The following is a 20,097-nucleotide window of genomic DNA, read 5'->3' as shown; positions in this document are numbered from 1 at the left end:
TGAAACATGCTAGGCATAAACTGGCAAGATATTTTACTTCATGTTTTCAATTTTGCATTACTTGCAATTTTATTAAATGAATTACTTTATAATCCTATAAATAAATTCATAGAAAATAGAGAAGCATATTATAAAAATTTAGAAATAGAGAAATTAAAAAATTTAGAGGATTCCAAAGCTTTATTACAAGAAAGAACTCAAAAATTGGCAATTATTCAACAAGAAGCTAAAGAAATTAAAGATAAGGCAATTAGAGAATCTCAAATACAAGCTAACTTAAAAATTGAAAATGCTCAAGCGGAGGGTGAAAAAATTATTGAACAATCTAGAATTAAAGCTAAATTGGAAAGAGATACCTTGATAAGAAATACAAGAAAAGACTTAAAAGAGGTTGTTGTTGAAGCGGCAGCTAAATTAGCATTATTAAATGGTAATGTATATGATGATTTTTTGGATCATACGGAAGAGGATATTGATGAGTAAATTAGTAGTTAGATTAAGAAGTAATGAAAAACCTACAAAAGAGCAACTAAATAAGTTAGAGAAATTTATTGATAAAAGATATAACAATGTCGAATTTGACTGGAAATATGATGATAGTATTGTTGATGGTTTAATATTACAAGTTGGATCGGATATATATGACTGGTCTACAATTGGTAAAGTAGAGCAATTAAGAGAAAATATTGAACAAGTTAATACTGAGACTGATGATTTTATGCCACTTTTAAGACAAAGTGTTAAAGAATGGAGTCCTAAAGTTGTTGCAAAAGAAGTTGGTTATGTTGAAGAAGTTGGAGACGGCATTGCTATTATAAGTGGATTAAAACATGTAACATATGGAGAAATAGTAGTTTTTGAAAATGGAGAAAAAGGACTTGTACAAGATATTCAAAAAGAATATATCGGATGTGTTATATTTGGAAAAGATTCGGAAATTTTAGAAGGTGATGAAGTAAGAAGAACAAATAGAACAGCTGGTGTAGGGGTATCTGAACAACTTTTAGGTAGAGTTGTAGATGCATTGGGAGCACCAATTGATGGGTTAGGAGATATAGTACCGGAAGAATACTATCAAATTGAAAAACCAGCACCAGAAATTTTAGAAAGAAAACCAGTTTCAAGACCTATGGAAACAGGTATTTTAGCTATAGACAGTATGTTTCCAATCGGTAGAGGACAAAGAGAATTGATTATTGGTGACAGACAAACAGGTAAGACAGCTATTGCTTTAGATACAATTGTAAATCAAAAAGGTAAGGATGTAATCTGTATTTATGTTGCCATTGGACAAAAGGCAAGTTCAATTGCACAAATTTCTGAGAATTTATCAAAACAAGGGGCTAGTGATTATACAATTATAGTTGCTGCGACGGCAAGTCAACCAGCATCAATGCAATATATTGCTCCTTATTCGGGAACAGCAATTGCAGAATATTTTATGGATAGAGGTAAAGATGTTCTTATAGTATATGATGATTTATCAAAGCATGCTATTGCATATAGAACAATTTCTTTATTAATAGGTAGATCACCGGGACGTGAAGCTTATCCGGGTGATGTATTTTACCTACATTCAAGATTATTAGAAAGATCAGCACAAATGTCAGCTGAAAATGGTGGAGGCTCCATAACTGCATTACCAATTGTTGAAACGCAGGCAGGTGATGTATCAGCATATATTCCAACAAATATTATTTCCATTACAGATGGACAAATTTTCTTGGAAAGTGATTTATTTTTTGCAGGACAAAGGCCGGCTGTTAATGTTGGTTTATCAGTTTCTCGTGTTGGTGGAGCTGCACAAACAAAAGCTGTAAAAAAAGCCGCATCTACATTAAGATTAGAGTTAGCTCAATATAGAGAAATGGAAATATTTACACAATTTTCAAGTGATTTGGATGAAACAACAAAGAAACAATTAAAATTTGGTAAGGGTTTGATGCAATTACTAAAGCAAGATCAATATAGTCCATTGAATCAATCAGAACAAGTAATTACTTTAGTAGTTTCATTGTCACAAGTTTTAATTGGTGTTGAAGAAAAAAATATTAAAAATACAATGAATGAAATTATTAATTATATTAATACGAAAAATCCAAATATTTATCTAGAAATTGAATCTACAGGACAATTACTTGATTATACAAAGGATGAGATAATTTCACTTGCAAAAGAATATTTAAATCAGGGAAAGTAGGATTAAATGTCAAGTGCAAAAGAAATAAAATCAAGAATAAAAAGTATTACTGATACAAGAAAAATAACAAATGCAATGTATTTAATTTCTTCAACAAAAATTAAAAAAGCAAAAAAATCTTTAGATGATACTAGACCATATTTTTATGCACTAAGAAAAGAAATTAAAAGAATTTTTAGAACCGTAAAGGATATTGATAGTCCGTATTTATATCCAACTAATATGAATCAATTTGTAAATGGAACATACGGTATTCTTGTAATAACGGCTGATAAGGGATTGGCAGGAGCTTATAATCATAATATTATAAATAAGTCACGAGAAATCTCTCATGAAAATGACTCGAGATATTTTATAGTTGGAGAATATGGTAGACAATATTTTAATAGACATGGTTTAGATTATGAAGAAGATTTTCATTATAGTGCACAAGCACCAACGATGGAAGAAGCAAGACAAATTGCTAAAATATTACTTGATGAATATAATTTTGGAAGAATAAAAAAAATCTTTATAGTATATACGGATTTTGATGGAAAAGCAGGTGCTGAGGCTAGATTAACCAGACTTTTACCATTTCATAGGGATTATTTCGAAGATTCAAAAAAATTAGAAGAAGAAGTTGTAAAAAATGAATTTGAGTTTACATCTGATACATCAAGTTTACTAGAAAGTCTTACTGAAAATTATATTATCGGATTTATTTACGGTGCTTTAGTAGATAGTTATTGTAGTGAATTGGATTTTAGAATGAATGCTATGAATTCAGCAAATCAAAATGCTGATAAGATTCTAGCTGATTTATCTTTAGAATATAATAGAGTAAGACAAGCATCCATCACACAAGAAATAACAGAGGTAAGTGCTGGTGCGAAAGTAATGAAACAAAATAGAAGAAAGGCAAAGAAAGTATGAAAGAACAAGGAAAAATAATTGCAATTTCAGGACCGGTAGTTGACGTTGAGTTTGAAAAAAGTGCGAATTTGCCAAGAATTAAAGAAGCCTTATCTACAAAAGTTGGGAATGAATTAAAAGTTATGGAAGTAGCTCAACATATCGGAAGTAGTATTGTTAGATGCATTATGCTATCAGGTAGTGAAGGGCTAAATAGGGATATGATAGTTGAAAGGGATGGATTTGGTATAAGAGTACCTGTAGGAGATGTTACATTAGGAAGAATGTTTAATGTTTTAGGTATTCCGATAGATAAAGGTTCTGAATTAGATCCAAATGTAAAAAAATGGTTGATTCATAGAGATGCACCTAAATTTGAAGACCAAAGCCCTGCTGTGGAGATTCTTGAAACAGGTATTAAAGTTATCGACTTACTAGAGCCTTACCCAAAAGGTGGTAAAATTGGGTTATTTGGTGGTGCCGGAGTTGGCAAAACAGTTTTAATACAAGAGTTAATCAATAATGTGGCACAAGAACACGGAGGATATTCAATATTTACCGGTGTTGGTGAAAGATCAAGAGAAGGTAACGACTTATGGTTAGAAATGAACGAATCAGGAGTTATTGATAAAACAGCACTGGTATTCGGGCAAATGAATGAATCACCAGGTGTTAGAATGAGAGTTGCTCTCACAGGTTTAACAATGGCTGAATATTTTAGAGATGAAGAAGGAAAAGACGTTCTTTTATTTATTGATAATATTTTTAGATTTGTTCAAGCAGGTTCAGAAGTTTCTACATTACTTGGACGTATGCCATCAGCTGTAGGGTATCAACCAACATTAGCAGAAGAAATGGGACAATTACAGGAAAGAATTACATCAACAAAGAAAGGTTCTGTTACATCTGTTCAAGCTGTTTATGTTCCTGCTGATGATTTGACAGATCCTGCCCCTGCGACAACATTTTCTCATTTGGATGCAACAACGGTTTTGTCTAGAAAAGTTGCTGAACAAGGTTTATATCCTGCTGTTGATCCATTAAATTCAACATCAAGAATTTTGGAACCGGAAATTGTAGGGGAAGAACATTATCAAACTGCTAGAAGAGTTCAAGAAGCACTACAAAAATATAATGAATTACAGGATATTATTGCAATTTTAGGTATGGATGAACTTAGTGAAGAAGATAGAGCTATTGTTTATAGAGCTAGAAGAATTCAAAGATTCTTATCACAACCTACACATGTTGCTAAGAAGTTTACAGGATTAGATGGCAAATATGTAAAATTAGAAGATACCATAAAAGGATTTAAGGCTATATTAGATGGTGAAATGGATCAATATCCAGAAGCAGCATTTTTCAATGTTGGCACAATTGAAGAAGTAATTGAAAAAGCTGAAAAGATTAAAGGTGAAAATTAATGAATACATTTAATTTGAAAATATATGCCTCTGATCATATTTATTTTGATGGTGAATGTGAACATGTAATGATTCCAATTGAAAATGGACAATATGGTATTTTGGCAAATCATAGAAATACTATATCAGAAGTTGAACCTGGTATTATGACATTTAGACCGGCTGGTGGAAAAGACATAAAAGCAGCAGTTACAAGAGGATTAATTAAAATTGAAGAAGGAAATGTATTAGTCTTAGTTCACAGATGTGAAGAACCTGATAAAATAGATATAAATGCAATAAAGAGGGCTGAAGCAGAAGCTTTACGTAAAATTAGAGAAAAAAATAGTAGTAAAGAATTTCATATGGCGGAAGCAAATCTATCAAGAGCGTTTAATAAACTTAAATCAACAACTAAAAAGAATAAAATATAAAAAAAGTTCTGATAATGTACATACATTATCAGAACTTTTTTATTTGATTTGTTCAATTATAATAACTTTATTTATATTATCTTTTTCATATTGGAATTTAATCGTTTTGCCTTCTTTTAGGAAAGGTAATTTTTCAGATAAAGCTATATTACTTACATATATCTCATTTTTACCTTCTAATGTAAAGTAATAATGAGTATTTCCTTTTATAACAACTTGTTTAATATCTGTAATTTTGCCTTCTAAATTAAGAACTTCTTTCTTTTTATCATCTTTTTTATCATTATTTTGAGCGGTATTTATATTTCCTAAATGATTAGATAATGCTTGTGCAACTGTGTTTCCAACAGAAACTTTTTGATAATCTTGTGCATCTATGAATGCATAAAGTTTAATTAACCCTGCATTATCTTTTAATGATAAGAAATAAGTAGGCTTATTTTTTATATTAAGTAATAATGGGAATGTTGATTTATATTTCTTCTCTTGTACAGCACCTTCAGCTGATTCCATTGCTGATTGTTCTTTAGCGGATGAAACTGGATAGAACTTAGTTTCTTTAGTTCTCATATTTGATAATATAAAACCGACATTTGATTCATCTCCTGCAACTGAAGTATATCCGGTATAAAGATATACATCATCATTTAGAGCTAAATAGTTATAACCTTCAGTCGTTTTTAACACATTTTTTTGAGCAAATAGTGAATTAATATATCCACCTTGATATAATCCGTTCCAATTAAGTTGTTCTATTATATTATCTGCTTCATAAATTCTGTCTAACCATTTAGGTATATGATTTAAGTCATATTTTTTATGTTCGCCGGTTGATGCATTTATTAATATTGCACCGTTTACATCCAGTCCATCAAACATAAATATTTTAGGTTCATAAGTTGGTATTACCCAATAAGGAATACCATTTTCATCTATTTCAAAGCTTATATTATCAAAAATCTCTGAAGGATATCTTAATCTAGCATATCTCCAAACATTTCTGAAGAAATAATCTTCTTTTGAAATTTTAATTTTTTTGTCAAGCTTTGTAAGTTCAGTATTTCCGTTAACTATATCAACTTTTAGATATCCTGGTAAACCTTGACTCATATTGAAGATATATTTTATGAACCCATTATATTTTAATGGTGTAACTCTTATAGGTTGATCTTTATAGTTGATTTGAGTATAGGTAGTATTATCAATATCAAATTGAGAAACCAAGTCTAAAAGTTCTCCCATTTTTCTTGAACCTAATTTAATAGAAGAATCTCTATCAATTGTTGGTATTTTATTTATTGGTAATTGAGTAATATCTTTTTCAAATGTTGAATTTTCAATTTTTATAATGTTTGCATATAACTTAGAACTAAATATTTTTAATCCAGGGATTTTTAAAAGTAACATTAATAATATTACACCGACTAAAATACGTCTAAGCAATTTATAATATTTAAATGATTTTCCTCCTATTGCAACAAATATAGTAAATGTTAAAATAAGAAAAATCCACGTTTCAATAGATCTTATATTTATTGGTGGTAAAAATATATAAAAATAGATTAAGGCAAAAACTAAGGAAATAATTATTGCGGATATTTTTTGCCCCTTTCTAAATTTATTTTTCATTTTTAAATCTATATTATTGAAAATATTTCCAAAATTTTCTTGATTATTCTTTTCGAATTCTTTTTTGAAAGCATTCTTAAAATTTTCCATAATACCTCCTAATATGTATTAATTGTATGATATACTATGAGTTAAATTAAATCAATAAAATTTTTATATTTAAGGTAAATAATGTATTATATTATTATAAAATTAAAGGAGGAAATTATGGAAATTTCAGTTGCTATAATAGGTATTATAGTATTATTTTTAATATTAAAGCTATTTAAGGCATCGTTTAAGTTAATACTAAAATTTATAGTTAATAGTGTTATCGGAGTTGTTATATTGACGATAGCAAATGCTCTTGGAGCAAATATTGAAATTACAACATTAAATGCATTTATTGTTGGAGTATTGGGTATTCCGGGGGTTATTTTATTACTATTAATTAAATAAATATTAAATATTTTTAAAAATTAGATAATTTAATTATAATATTGTAAACCTTTTCAAAAAAAGTGTAGCTTTTTATATTTGTTTATGGTATAATATCTACTAGTTAGAATGTGAAGTTAGGAGGCATAAATATGTATGAGTCAGCTGTGAAAATTAAAAATGAAATAGGTTTACATGCAAGACCAGCATCTTTATTTATCCAAGAAGCTATTAAATTTTCATCAAATATTGATGTCATAAAAAATGAAAAAGTTTATAATGGAAAGTCAATTATGAGTGTATTAAGTATGAGCGCTGGTAAAGGAGAAGAAATTATAATTAGAGCAAATGGAGAAGATGAAGAAAAAGCTGTAAAATCATTGGTTAATTTAATTGAAAATAAATTATAATAAAAAGGGCCGTTGCAAAATAATGTTTTTAGTTATTTTACAACAGCTCTTTATTTTTTGTTTAGTATGTTTTATTTGTATACTAGTTAAATGAATTTGGATCTAAATCGGATGGTATCATAAATCCATTTTTTGGATTTAAGGAATAATCAAGTATTTGTGGACCGTCAACCGCAATGTTTTTCTTAAATTGTTGAGTTATAAATCTCCATTTAAATTTTTTAAACCATTTTTCAATAGTAATTTCTGAATAAATATCTGAAAATGCGTTTTTTGCCATAAATAAAATATCATCAAATTTAGATTTATTTCTTACTAGGTGATATACAAAAAAGTCATGGAGTTCATATGGTCCGATATTATCCTCTGTTTTTTGAGATATTGTTCCTTCTTCACTTGTAGGTAAAAGTTCCGGAGATATAGGAGTTTTGATTATATCTAATAATGTATTTTTAAGTAATGTATTTTCAGTGCTATTTGCTACATATTTAACTACTTGTTTTAACAATGTTTTTGGTAAACCACTATTAACATTGTACATAGACATATGATCTCCGTTAAATGTTGCCCAGCCTAATGCAATTTCTGACATATTACCTGTACCTAATACTATACCACCATGCTTATTTGCCAAATCCATCAAAACTTGAGTTCTTTCACGTGCTTGAGCATTTTCATATGCTATAGATGTATCATTTTCATCGTGCTCGATATCCTTAAAATGTTGCTTAACAGAATCTACTATGCTTATTTCTTTAAATGTAGTTGCATAAGCTTTAGATAAATTAATTGCATTATTTTTTGTCCTATCTGAAGTTCCAAGTCCTGGTAATGTTATAGTGTGAATATCTTTGCTATTCAGTTTTAATTTGTAATAGGCAAGAGAAGATACTATAAGTGCTAATGTCGAATCAAGACCACCTGAAATACCTAAAAATATTTTTTTTTCAGGTATTTGTCTTAATCTTCTAGCTAATGCTTCTGATTGTATTTCCAATATGTTTCTCATAGATTTTTCAAAGTTCTCATTACCCGGGAAATATGGATATTTATCTAGTTTTCTAGTTAGATTAAATGTCTTATTTGACAATTTATATTCATATGGAGAATAATTTTCTTCGATGTGTAGTTCAATATTTCTATTTTTACATTCATAAGTATTAACTTCTGAAATAATTAAACCATTTGTAAATAATTTACCTTTCGAAATAGTTTTCCCATTTTCAAGTATGAATTTTTGTGAAGCATATACTCCATCACCAGAAGATTCATAATTTGAAGCACCTGCATAAACTAAACCCACTTTATTTGATTTGGTTACAAATTTTAATATATCTTTAATATTATTTATTTGATTTACAGTTGATTTAATACTTCCGGGAACGAGTAATAAATTAGTATTTTCTGAAACTGTATAATTATTATTAATCAATTCATTTTCAAAAATCAATTGTAAATTAAAATTTATATTTCCTTCGTAAGAATTTATTTTATCAGTATTAAACATTCTTAAGTAAAAAGAATCATTACCATAATTAACAGCAAAAAATAAATTATCTCTAACAACATTAAAATATTTTTTTTCTTCGTAAGATAGATTTTTTTTGCTTGTTATATTTATAATTTCACCATTTTGTACAAAAAACATTGCATTATAAAATTTATTATTAACTTTTACAGGCATACCAAATATTATAAGTATCTCAGAATCTTTTGAATTATCAATAATTTCATATAAAGCCTTTTTACATCTGTCTGTAATTTCATTTGTTGCAATTAATTCTCCAGCACTTACGCCTGTCAGAGTCAATTCTGGAAATAATAAAATTTCTACATTATTATTTGAGGCGTAATCCATATATTTTAATATACTTTCTTTATTTTCTTCTACATTTAGCAATTTTGTGCTTATATTAGCACTTGCTACTTTAATAAAATTTTTATACATAATCCCTCCAATTCATTTCATTATAAATTATACATTAAAAATATGTTGATATAAAATATAAATTAATTTATAAAATATTTTATTATAGAAAAATTTGAAGTTTTGTCATGTATGATTTTAATGAAATAATTTTAAGAGAAAATGACTTTTTGCAACAGTACCTTTTTTATTTAATTATTGAATAATTCATTTTAATTGGATATAATATATACGGGTAGGGGGTATTAAAAAGATGAAAAGAAAATTTGATATTGAAGGTATGACATGTGCTTCATGCCAACTAACAGTTGAAAAAGCTGTTAAAAAATTAGGAATTGAAGATGCTAATGTAAGTTTATTAACTAATACACTAGAAATTTCTAATACTGATATATCTGATAAAAAAATTATAGAATCAATTGAAAATGCTGGATATAAAGCATATTCAAGAAATGATTTTAACAAAAAAGAAAATAGTGTAAACCCTAAAGATAAATTTGATAAGGAAATAAATTTAATCAAAAATAGACTTATTATTTCAATTCCCTTAATGTTGATTTTAATGTATATTGCAATGGGAGAAATGTTATTATTACCATATCCAAATTTTTTAAAAGGATATGAAGGTGCGGGTTTATTTGCGTTTTTGCAATTGATAATTGCTTTACCAATTATTTATGTAAATAGGATATATTTTGAAAATGGTTTTAAGTCTTTAATCAAGTTACATCCAAATATGGATTCGTTAGTTTCGATTGGCTCATTTTCAGCTGTAATATATGGAATATTTGCATCATTTATGATTTTTTATGGATTAGGTCAAAAAAATGAAAATTTAGTTATGTTATATCATCATGATTTGTACTATGAAGCTGCAACTATGATATTAACGTTGATAACTTTTGGAAAGTTTTTAGAGGTAAGATCAAAGGCTAAAACTACAGATGCTATTAATAAACTGATTGAGTTACAACCTGATACAGTAAATGTGATTAAAAATGATAAAATAGTTGAAACTCTTTTGGATGATGTTAAAGTAGGAGATTTAATTAAAATTTTTCCGGGTGAGAGAATTGCTATAGATGGGATTATAACAGATGGGATATCAAGTGTTGATAAATCAGCTATTACAGGTGAATCTATTCCCGTTCAAGCATCGGTAGGATTAGAAGTAATTTCCGGATCTGTAAATTTAACAGGTACATTTATAATGAGAGCTAAAAATGTAGGAGAGCAAACAACAATTTCTAAAATAATTAATCTGATGGAAGAGGCTTCAGCTACAAAAGCACCTATATCAAAATTAGCAGATAAAATTTCAGGTATATTTGTACCTATAGTTATAATAATTTCATTTTTATCTTTTGTAACATGGTTGATTTTAGGATATAGTTTTACTTTTGCATTATCAATTGCCATAGGAGTTTTGGTTATTTCATGTCCATGTGCTTTAGGATTGGCAACTCCAGTTGCAATGATGGTTGCAAATGGTAAAGCAGCAGAAAATGGCATACTTGTAAAAAATTCTGAAGCTTTGGAAAATTTAAGTAAGGCTAAAACTATAATTTTTGATAAAACAGGTACGATTACACAAGGAAATCCACAAATTACAGATATTTATATATCTGAAGGATATCAAAGAGAAGAAGTTTTGAATATAGCTTATTCTTTAGAATATAATTCAGAACATCCTCTTTCAAAATCATTTAGAAATTTAAATGCTGACAGATTTGACGTCTTAAATTTTTCTTCGATTATTGGTAATGGTATAAAAGGAGAAATAAATGGAAAGATATATTATATTGGAAATAAAAAATTATTACTTAATAAATTTAGTGCGGATAATGAAGAAATAGAGAAAATATTTGAAATGCTTTCTAAAAAAGGAAAAACAGTAGTATATTTATTTAATGATGATAACATTTTAGCAATATTTGCAATAGCTGACGTTATTAAAAATACTTCAATTGAAGCCATTAATGAAATTAAAAAAATAGGTATAAACACAGTAATATTAACAGGAGATAATAAATTAGTAGCAGACGAAATGGCAAATAAAGTAGGAATTAATCATGTTAAATCAGATTTGTTACCACAAGATAAAGATAAAGTTGTTTTAGAATATTCTAAAGAAGGAAAGGTTGTAATGGTCGGAGATGGGATAAATGATGCTCCTGCGTTAATGAGAGCAGATGTTGGTATAGCTATTGCTTCCGGTACAGATATTGCAATAGATTCTGCTGATTTAATCTTAACTAAATCAGATTTACTAGATATTGTTGGTGCAATAAATTTGAGTAGTAGAACTTTGAAAATAATAAAAGGAAATTTATTTTGGGCTTTTATATATAATGTGATTTCTATTCCGCTAGCAATGGGAATATTTTATCCGATTTTTGGAATTAAATTAAATCCTATGATAGCTGCATTTACAATGAGTTTGTCATCACTTTTTGTAGTTACAAATTCTTTGAGATTAAGAAACATTAATTTTGTAAAGAACACAAATAATATAGATGATGATTTATTAATTGATGTAAATTATGGTAAAATTAGTTTGTATACAAATTATAAAAACGATAAGGAGTATAAAATGGAAGAAAGAAGATTAAATATTGAAGGAATGTTTTGTGGGCATTGTAAAAAAGCTGTAGAAAAAGCATTGGGACGATATGCGAAAAGTGTTGATATTTCACTAGAAGATAAATATGCTATAGTTAAAGTGGACAAAAGCATTTCAGATGATACATTAATTACAGCTGTTGAAGATGCAGGTTATGAAGTTGTGAGTGTAGAATAATGAAAGCTAATCATAAAAATATATTAAATCGTCTAAAAAGAGCTAGAGGTCAAATAGATGGTATAATAAAAATGGTTGAAGCAGATAAATATTGCTTAGATGTATCAACTCAAATTTTAGCAGTTGTGGCAGCGTTAAACTCAACAAATAAAGAAATTTTATCGGCACATTTAAAAAATTGTGTATCACAATCACTTGAAAAGGGTAAAAAAATTGATGTGAACGAAAAAATTGATGAAATTGAAAAAATAATAATGAAACTTTCAAAATAGTGATTAAAGTTTTTAAAAAGAGGGAATATGTTAAATATAGTTTTATTTGAACCGGAAATAGCAGGTAATACTGCAAATATTGGTAGGACTTGCTATCTAACAAATACTAGACTACACTTAATTAGACCGCTTGGCTTTATGCTTAATGATAAAATGATGAGAAGAGCAGGTCTTGATTATTGGGAACATGTGGATATAGTTTTACATGATAGTTTTGAAGATTTTATGGAATATAAAAAAGACGCAAGAGTATTTTTAGCAACTACACATGCAACTAAATTTCATACAGATGTAGAGTATAAAGATGGGGACTACATTATGTTTGGAAGTGAATCAAAAGGTGTATATGAATACATTCATAATGCTTTAGTAGAAAATGGTATAAAAATACCGATGAGAGAAGATAGTGACAGGTCACTAAATTTATGTAATTCTGCTAATATTATTTTATATGAAGCGTTTAGACAATTAGGTTTTGAACATATGAATTAAAAAGGAGCAAAAAATGGAAAATATTAAATATGATGTAATAATTTTAGGTGCCGGACCTGCAGGTTTAACAGCTGGTCTATATGCATCAAGAGCAGGTTTAAAAACAGCAATTATCGAAAAAGGTCAAACAGGTGGACAAATTTCTTTGACACTTGATGTTGATAATTATCCAGGTGTAGTAAAAACATCTGGTCCAGAATTAACGGATAAAATGTTAGAACAAGCAAAAAGTTTTGGGGCTGAGAAAATTTCAGATGAAATTAAGGAAATTTCATTAGATGGAGATAAAAAAATATTAAAATCAAGCACAAAGACATATGAAGCAAAGGCATTAATTTATGCAACAGGAGCAAATCCTCGTAAATTAAATGTTCCAGGCGAAAAAGAATATGTAGGTAAGGGAGTTGCATATTGTGCAACATGTGATGGTGCATTCTATCAAGGTTCAGATATTTATGTAGTTGGTGGTGGAGATGCGGCTATAGAAGAAGCGATTTTCCTTACAAAATTTGGTAAAAGAGTAGTTGTATTAAATAGAAGTGGTGAATTGAAAGCAGCAAATTCAATTCAGCAAAAAGCCTTTGCAAATGATAAAATTGAAATAAGACATCATGAAGAAGTAGTTGAAATAATTGGGGATAAATTTGTAAAATCAATTAAAATTAAAAACAATCAAACCGGAGAAGAAAGAATAGTTACAGCTAATGAGGGGGATCCGGATATAGGGCTATTTATTTTTGCAGGATATTTACCAAATACAGCTTTATTAGATGGTGTAGTTGAGCTTGAAAGAGGCTATGTAAAAGCTGGAGAAGACACAAAAACTAGTATACCAGGAATATTTGCAGCTGGAGATGTAAGAGTTAAAACTGTAAGGCAAGTTGTAACCGCTGCAGCTGATGGAGCTGTAGCAGCAATAGCAGCTGAAAAATATATTGAATCAATGGAATAAGATAAAAATTGCTGGTAGAATTTTTCTTTCAGCAATTTTTTATACTTTATTATAAATGCATTTATTTAGACATACTCAAGGCTAGGAACAACTTAATATTAAGTAAATTAAAATTTTAATTATTTATCTTGATGAAATTTTTCACATGCTGTATACTTATTATGTAGAGATATGATAAAAAAATCTCAAAAACATCCAAAAATATCAAGGAGGACAAATGAAAAAAACATTAAAAGATTTAGATGTAAAAGGTAAAAAAGTTTTAGTTAGAGTAGATTTTAACGTACCTTTTTCAAAAGAAGATACAACACAAATTACTGATGATTCAAGAATCGTTGCTGCATTACCAACTATAGAATATTTATTAGAAAATGATGCTAAAGTAATTTTAATGAGCCATTTAGGAAGACCTAAAGGTGAACCAAAACCTGAGTTTTCTTTAGCACCAGTTGCAAAAAGATTAGGAGAATTATTACATAAAGATGTTAAATTCTTAGATTCAGATGTAGTTGTTGATCACAGTGTTAAAGCAGCAGTATCAGAATTGAAAGAAGGTGAAGTTGCTTTATTACAAAATACAAGATATAGAAAAGAAGAAACAAAAAATGATGAAGGATTTGCTAAAGAATTGGCTTCATTAGCAGATTTGTATGTAAATGACGCATTTGGTACTTCACATAGAGCACACGCTTCAAACGTTGGTGTTTCCTCGTTATTACCATCAGCCTTAGGATTTTTGGTTCAAAAAGAAGTAGAAATCATGGGTAAAGCTGTTACAACGCCAGAAAAACCATTTGTAGCAATTTTAGGTGGAGCAAAAGTTTCAGATAAAATTGGTGTTATCGAAAACTTATTAACAAAAGTTGATAAAATAATAATCGGTGGAGGAATGGCGTATACATTCTTAAAAACACAAGGAATAGAAATTGGTAAGTCATTATTAGAAGAAGATAAATTAGAATTAGCAAAAGATTTATTAAATAGAGCAAAAGAAAATGGAGTTGAAATTTTATTACCAGTTGATTTTGTTGTATCAGATTCATTTGGAAAAGATGCAAAAGCTATAATTGCAGATGAAATTGATCCTGATTTAGAATCATTAGATATTGGACCGAAAACAATTGAATTATTTGTAAAAGCTTTAGAAGGTGCAAAGACAGTAGTATGGAATGGACCAATGGGTGTATTTGAGTTTCCACAATTCGCAAGTGGTACAAATGCTATAGCTAAAGCATTGGCTGATTCGGATGCTATAACAATTGTTGGTGGAGGTGATTCAGCATTGGCGGTTGAAAGAGCTGGATACAAAGATAAAATTACACATGTATCAACAGGTGGTGGTGCAAGTTTAGAATTATTAGAAGGTAAAGTATTACCTGGTATTGATGCTGTAGAAGATAAATAATAAGGAGAAATGATGAGAAAGCCAATTATTGCTGGTAACTGGAAAATGAATAAATCATATTCTGAAGCAAAAATTTTACTGGAAGAAATCAAAAGATTTGATTTAAATAAAGAAGTGGAAGCAGTAGTTTGTCCTCCATTTATAAATTTAGCATTAGCTAAAGAATTATTAGAAGACACAAACATTGAAGTTGGTGCACAAAATGCACACTTTGAAACATCAGGAGCATTTACAGGTGAAGTATCACCAGTATTTTTAAAAGACTTAGGGGTGAAATATGTAATTTTAGGACACTCAGAAAGAAGAGAATACTTTGGAGAATCTGATGAATTAATTAATAAAAAAGTTAAATCAATGTTAGAAAATGGTTTATTACCAATTTTGTGTTGTGGTGAAACATTAGAAGAAAGAGAAAGTGGAAAAGCTAAAGATAAAGTTAAAGTTCAGTTAGAAGCAGATTTAAAAGGATTATCAGTAGAAGACTTTGATAATGTGGTTATCGCTTATGAACCTATTTGGGCAATTGGTACAGGTAAAACCGCATCAGCTGATGATGCTGAAGAGATGTGTGCTTACATTAGATCTTTAGTAAAAGCTTTATTCGGAGATGAAGCTTCACAAAAGGTTAGAATTCAATATGGTGGTTCTGTAAAACCTTCGAATGTAAAAGAAATCATGTCAAAAGAAAATATTGACGGTGCATTAGTTGGTGGTGCGAGCTTAGAAGCTGAAAGTTTTTCACAATTAGTAAATTTTTAATAAAAATTTAACTAAAAATGTGACAATATCATTTTAAAGTGATAAAATAAATAGGTAATAAATTTTAATAATTTATAATAAATTTAATTAATATTAAATGGGAGGTAACATGGGTTACATTACAGATGTATATGCAAGACAAGTTTTGGATTCAAGAGGAAATCCAACAGTTGAAGTAGAAGTTTTCACAGACCAAGGTGGTTTTGGTAGAGCTTTAGTTCCATCAGGAGCATCAACAGGTGCTTTTGAAGCAGTTGAATTAAGAGATGGCGAAAAAGATAACTACATGGGTAAAAGTGTTTTAACAGCAGTAGAAAATGTTAATACAGAAATTGCAGAAGAAGTTATTGGTTTAGATGTATTTGATCAAGTAGGAATTGATAGATTAATGATCGAATTAGACGGAACAGACAATAAGGGTAGATTGGGAGCTAATGCAATATTAGGTGTATCTATGGCTGTTGCTAGAGCTGCTGCAGATGAATTAGGAGTACCTCTATATAACTACGTTGGTGGATTTAACGCAAAACAATTACCAGTTCCAATGATGAACATCTTGAATGGTGGAGAACACGCAGATAATAACGTTGATATTCAAGAATTTATGGTTATGCCAGTTGGTGCAGAATCATTCTCAGAAGCATTAAAGATGGGTGCAGAAATCTTCCACAACTTAAGAAAAGTATTACATGACAAAGGTTACAACACAGCAGTTGGTGATGAAGGTGGATTTGCTCCAAACTTAGCTTCAAATGAAGAAGCATTATCAACAATTGTTGAAGCTATTGAATTAGCTGGTTATAAACCAGGCGAACAAGTAAGAATCGCTTTAGACGTTGCTTCATCAGAAATGTATGAAGACGGAAAATACAACCTAAAAGGTGAAGGTGTTGTAAAAACAAGAGAAGAAATGGTTGCATGGTATGAAGAATTAGTAAACAAATACCCAATCATTTCAATCGAAGACGGTTTAGATGAAGAAGACTGGGAAGGTTGGAAACTATTAACAGAAAGATTAGGAAAGAAAATTCAATTAGTTGGTGATGATTTATTTGTAACAAATACAAAGAGATTATCAAAAGGTATTGAAAATGGAGTAGCAAACTCAATCTTAGTTAAAGTTAACCAAATCGGTACATTAACAGAAACTTTAGATGCTGTACAAATGGCAAATAGAGCAGGATATACAGCTGTTATGTCACATAGATCAGGTGAAACAGAAGATACAACAATTGCCGACTTAGCTGTAGCATTAAATACAGGTCAAATTAAGACAGGTGCTCCATCAAGAACAGATAGAGTTGCTAAATACAATCAATTATTAAGAATAGAAGACGAATTATTTGATACAGCAGAATTTAAAGGCATAGATTCATTCTTTAACTTAAAATAAAAAATTTTTGTAAAATAAGGAGATTTATATTATGACAATGAAAGTAGCAATTAATGGTTTTGGACGTATAGGTAGATTAGCATTAAGAAGAATTTTAGAAAGTGATACAAACTTAGAAGTAGTTGCAATTAACGATTTAACAAATAACGATGATTTAGCATATTTATTAAAATATGATACAGCTCAAGGAAGATTCCCATACTCAGTAGAAGTACAAAATGATGATTTAGTAGTAGACGGAAAAGCAATCAAATCATATGCAGAAAAAGATGCTAATAATTTGCCATGGGCAGAATTAGGGATTGACATCGTATTAGAATGTACAGGTTTCTATGTATCAAAAGAAAAATCACAAGCTCACTTAAATGCAGGTGCAAAGAGAGTATTAATCTCAGCTCCAGCAAAGGGTGACTTGAAAACAGTTGTATTTGGTGTAAACCACGAAATTTTAGAAGCAGATGATTTAATCGTATCAGCAGCTTCATGTACAACAAACTGTTTAGCACCAATGGTGAATGCATTAGACAAAGAATTTGGTGTTGATAGAGCATTAATGTCAACAATTCATGCTTACACAGCAACACAAGGTACACAAGATGCACCAGGTGGAAGAAAATCAAGAGCAGCTGCTCAAAATATCATTCCTGCTACAACAGGTGCTGCTAAAGCAGTAGGTAAAGTAATACCTTCAGTAAACGGAAGAATTGACGGTACAGCATTAAGAGTTCCTGTAATCACAGGTTCAGTTGTTGAATTATATTCAGTATTAAAGAAAGAAGTTACAGTAGAAGAAGTAAACGCAGCAATGAAAAAATATGCTAACGATTCATTCTTATACAATACAGATGAAATCGTATCATCAGACATAATTGGAGTTCCAGCAGGATCAATCTTTGATGCATCACAAACAAACTTAATGGTTGGTGAAAATGGTGAACAATTAGTTAAAACAGTTGCATGGTATGATAATGAATATGGTTTCACAGGAAACATGATTAGAACATTAGAATATATGACAAGCTTAAAATAGTATAAATTAATAAAAATTGTAAAAAGGGTTAGATTTTCTAACTCTTTTTATTTTACATATACCAATCAGTATAGTATTATTATATTGATTATTTAATTTATGGAGGATTGATGGAAGTACAAGAAAAAATATTAATTTTAGATTTTGGTGGCCAGTACAAACAATTAATAGCTCGTCGTGTACGTGAAGCAAATGTATATTGTGAGGTTCATGATTTTGAGATGACAATTGAAGAAATTAGACAATTTAATCCTAAAGGAATAATTTTTACAGGGGGACCAAATTCTGTATATGAAGAAGGTTCGCCACAATTAAATAAAAAAATATTTGAATTAGGAGTGCCGATTTTAGGAATTTGCTATGGTTGTCAATTAATGATGCATTCATTGGGAGGCGAAGTAATTCGTGCAGAAAGAGAGTATGGAGAAGCAATCTTAAATACCTCAAAGGATTCAAAAATATTAAAAGATGTAAAAGAAACATCTACAGTTTGGATGAGCCATACAGATAGAGTTGAACATTTAGCACCCGGATTTGAAATAATTGGCTTTACAAAGGATTGCAAAGCTGCTGCGTTACATAATGAAGAAAAGTCATTCTACGGAGTTCAATTTCATCCAGAAGTATTACATTCTGAAGAAGGATTTAAAATTATTAAAAATTTTCTATTTGAGATTTGTTATTGTTCAGGTAACTGGAAGATGGATGAGTTTTCAAAAGTTGCGATCAAAGAATTAAAAAATAGAATTGGAGATAAAAAAGTTCTATTAGCTTTAAGTGGAGGTGTTGATTCATCAGTTGTAGCAGCAATGTTAAGCAAGGCAATAGGACATCAATTAACATGTATTTTCGTTGATCATGGTTTATTGAGAAAAGACGAAGGAGATCAGGTTGAACAAATTTTTACAAATGGATTTGATTTAAACTTCATTCGTATAAATGCTCAGCAAAGATATTATAATAAATTAAAAGGGGTAACAGATCCTGAAAAGAAGAGAAAAATTATCGGAGAAGAATTCATCCGTATTTTTGAGGAAGAAGCAAAAAAACTTGGTGCAGTTGACTACCTTGCACAAGGAACAATCTACGCCGATGTAATTGAAAGTGGTACAAAAAATGCTCAAACAATAAAATCACACCATAATGTAGGTGGATTACCAGACAATATAGAATTCAAAGAATTAATAGAGCCTTTAAGAGATTTATTCAAAGACGAAGTGCGTGCTGTTGGTCGTGAATTAGGCTTGCCGGAAGAACTAGTAAACAGACAGCCATTTCCAGGACCGGGACTTGGGGTACGTATTTTAGGCGAAGTTACTGAAGAGAAAGTAAAAATCCTTCAAGAAGCAGATTACATTTACCGTGAAGAATTAAGAAAAGCAGGCGTAGACAAAAAACTAGGTCAATATTTCGCAGCTCTTACAAATATGAAGAGTGTTGGTGTAATGGGCGACGAACGTACCTACGACTACGCAGTAGCCCTAAGAGCAGTAAACACCACAGACTTTATGACAGCAGATACTGCAATCATCCCATGGGAAGTTCTAATCAAAGTTACAAATAGAATAGTAAACGAAGTAAACCACGTAAACAGAGTACTGTACGATTGCACAGGCAAACCACCTGCAACTATTGAGTGGGAATAGTAGCAAAAAAACAAAAAACTTTGTAAAATCAATG

18 protein-coding genes are annotated in these 20,097 nt (G+C 29.6%); 16 read left to right on the top strand and 2 right to left on the bottom strand.

Features of this window, described 5'->3' with window-relative positions; translation table 11 throughout:
• Positions 1-6 precede the first annotated feature (6 nt).
• The 5 genes from EQF90_RS05190 to atpC are packed head-to-tail and all read left to right on the top strand — an operon-like array spanning position 7 to position 4,931.
• A complete protein-coding gene (locus EQF90_RS05190) occupies positions 7-483 on the top strand; it encodes an ATP synthase F0 subunit B (protein WP_134711057.1) in 477 nt (158 codons plus the stop codon).
• A complete protein-coding gene (atpA, locus tag EQF90_RS05185; RefSeq protein WP_209021413.1) occupies positions 476-2,200 on the top strand; it encodes a F0F1 ATP synthase subunit alpha in 1,725 nt (574 codons plus the stop codon). Before EQF90_RS05190 ends, atpA begins: the two co-directional genes overlap by 8 nt.
• A 6-nt stretch (positions 2,201-2,206) precedes the next feature.
• Positions 2,207-3,115: an ATP synthase F1 subunit gamma gene (atpG, locus tag EQF90_RS05180; RefSeq protein ID WP_134711055.1), complete on the top strand. Its 909-nt coding sequence runs from the start codon at positions 2,207-2,209 to the stop codon at positions 3,113-3,115.
• Positions 3,112-4,518 (top strand): F0F1 ATP synthase subunit beta, encoded by a 1,407-nt coding sequence (gene atpD, locus EQF90_RS05175; protein ID WP_134711053.1) that lies wholly within the window; start codon positions 3,112-3,114, stop codon positions 4,516-4,518. The genes atpG and atpD overlap by 4 nt, the downstream gene beginning before the upstream one ends.
• Positions 4,518-4,931 carry an ATP synthase F1 subunit epsilon gene (atpC, locus tag EQF90_RS05170; RefSeq protein ID WP_134711051.1) on the top strand — a complete coding sequence of 138 codons (414 nt, stop codon included), beginning with the start codon at positions 4,518-4,520 and terminating at the stop codon, positions 4,929-4,931. The genes atpD and atpC overlap by 1 nt, the downstream gene beginning before the upstream one ends.
• Before the next feature lie 39 nt (positions 4,932-4,970).
• On the opposite strand, the gene EQF90_RS05165 is transcribed toward atpC, so the two are convergent.
• The gene (locus tag EQF90_RS05165; RefSeq protein WP_209021412.1) at positions 4,971-6,650 is read right to left on the bottom strand and encodes a hypothetical protein; all 1,680 of its coding nucleotides are present in this window, start codon (positions 6,648-6,650) and stop codon (positions 4,971-4,973) included.
• A 117-nt stretch (positions 6,651-6,767) separates the two neighbouring features.
• Here EQF90_RS05165 and EQF90_RS05160 point away from each other — a divergent pair, with 117 nt between their 5' ends.
• Both EQF90_RS05160 and EQF90_RS05155 read left to right on the top strand, forming a co-directional pair.
• Positions 6,768-6,998, top strand: a complete 231-nt coding sequence (locus tag EQF90_RS05160; RefSeq protein WP_134711049.1) for a pro-sigmaK processing inhibitor BofA family protein — start codon at positions 6,768-6,770, stop codon at positions 6,996-6,998.
• A 131-nt stretch (positions 6,999-7,129) separates the two neighbouring features.
• Positions 7,130-7,387 (top strand): HPr family phosphocarrier protein, encoded by a 258-nt coding sequence (locus EQF90_RS05155; RefSeq protein WP_134711047.1) that lies wholly within the window; start codon positions 7,130-7,132, stop codon positions 7,385-7,387.
• 82 nt (positions 7,388-7,469) lie between these two features.
• On the opposite strand, the gene EQF90_RS05150 is transcribed toward EQF90_RS05155, so the two are convergent.
• Entirely contained in the window at positions 7,470-9,335 is a 1,866-nt protein-coding gene (locus EQF90_RS05150) for an NAD(+) synthase (RefSeq protein ID WP_134711045.1), read from the bottom strand.
• Positions 9,336-9,567: 232 nt separating this feature from the next.
• Between EQF90_RS05150 and EQF90_RS05145 the strand changes: the two genes are divergently transcribed.
• The 9 genes from EQF90_RS05145 (at position 9,568) to guaA (ending at position 20,063) form a co-directional block, all read left to right on the top strand.
• A complete protein-coding gene (locus EQF90_RS05145) occupies positions 9,568-12,114 on the top strand; it encodes a heavy metal translocating P-type ATPase (RefSeq protein ID WP_134711043.1) in 2,547 nt (848 codons plus the stop codon).
• Positions 12,114-12,386, top strand: coding sequence for a metal-sensitive transcriptional regulator (locus tag EQF90_RS05140; protein ID WP_134711041.1), 273 nt, complete (start codon positions 12,114-12,116; stop codon positions 12,384-12,386). The genes EQF90_RS05145 and EQF90_RS05140 overlap by 1 nt, the downstream gene beginning before the upstream one ends.
• A gap of 27 nt (positions 12,387-12,413) precedes the next feature.
• Positions 12,414-12,878: a tRNA (cytidine(34)-2'-O)-methyltransferase gene (locus EQF90_RS05135; RefSeq protein ID WP_134711040.1), complete on the top strand. Its 465-nt coding sequence runs from the start codon at positions 12,414-12,416 to the stop codon at positions 12,876-12,878.
• A gap of 13 nt (positions 12,879-12,891) precedes the next feature.
• On the top strand, positions 12,892-13,830 hold the full coding sequence (trxB, locus tag EQF90_RS05130; protein WP_134711038.1) for a thioredoxin-disulfide reductase: 939 nt from the start codon (positions 12,892-12,894) through the stop codon (positions 13,828-13,830).
• 217 nt (positions 13,831-14,047) lie between these two features.
• The gene (locus EQF90_RS05125) at positions 14,048-15,235 is read left to right on the top strand and encodes a phosphoglycerate kinase (protein WP_134711036.1); all 1,188 of its coding nucleotides are present in this window, start codon (positions 14,048-14,050) and stop codon (positions 15,233-15,235) included.
• A 12-nt stretch (positions 15,236-15,247) separates the two neighbouring features.
• Positions 15,248-15,994, top strand: a complete 747-nt coding sequence (tpiA, locus tag EQF90_RS05120) for a triose-phosphate isomerase (RefSeq protein ID WP_134711034.1) — start codon at positions 15,248-15,250, stop codon at positions 15,992-15,994.
• A gap of 109 nt (positions 15,995-16,103) precedes the next feature.
• Complete coding sequence (eno, locus tag EQF90_RS05115) at positions 16,104-17,387, top strand: phosphopyruvate hydratase (protein WP_134711032.1); 1,284 nt, start codon at positions 16,104-16,106, stop codon at positions 17,385-17,387.
• A 31-nt stretch (positions 17,388-17,418) separates the two neighbouring features.
• Positions 17,419-18,417, top strand: coding sequence for a type I glyceraldehyde-3-phosphate dehydrogenase (gene gap, locus EQF90_RS05110; protein ID WP_134711030.1), 999 nt, complete (start codon positions 17,419-17,421; stop codon positions 18,415-18,417).
• Between the two features lie 110 nt (positions 18,418-18,527).
• On the top strand, positions 18,528-20,063 hold the full coding sequence (guaA, locus tag EQF90_RS05105) for a glutamine-hydrolyzing GMP synthase (RefSeq protein WP_134711026.1): 1,536 nt from the start codon (positions 18,528-18,530) through the stop codon (positions 20,061-20,063).
• Positions 20,064-20,097 lie beyond the last annotated feature (34 nt).

This window comes from Helcococcus ovis, assembly GCF_004524775.2.
GTDB classification, from domain to species: Bacteria; Bacillota; Clostridia; order Tissierellales; family Peptoniphilaceae; genus Helcococcus; species Helcococcus ovis.
This window is presented reverse-complemented; position numbering and strand designations above follow the sequence as displayed.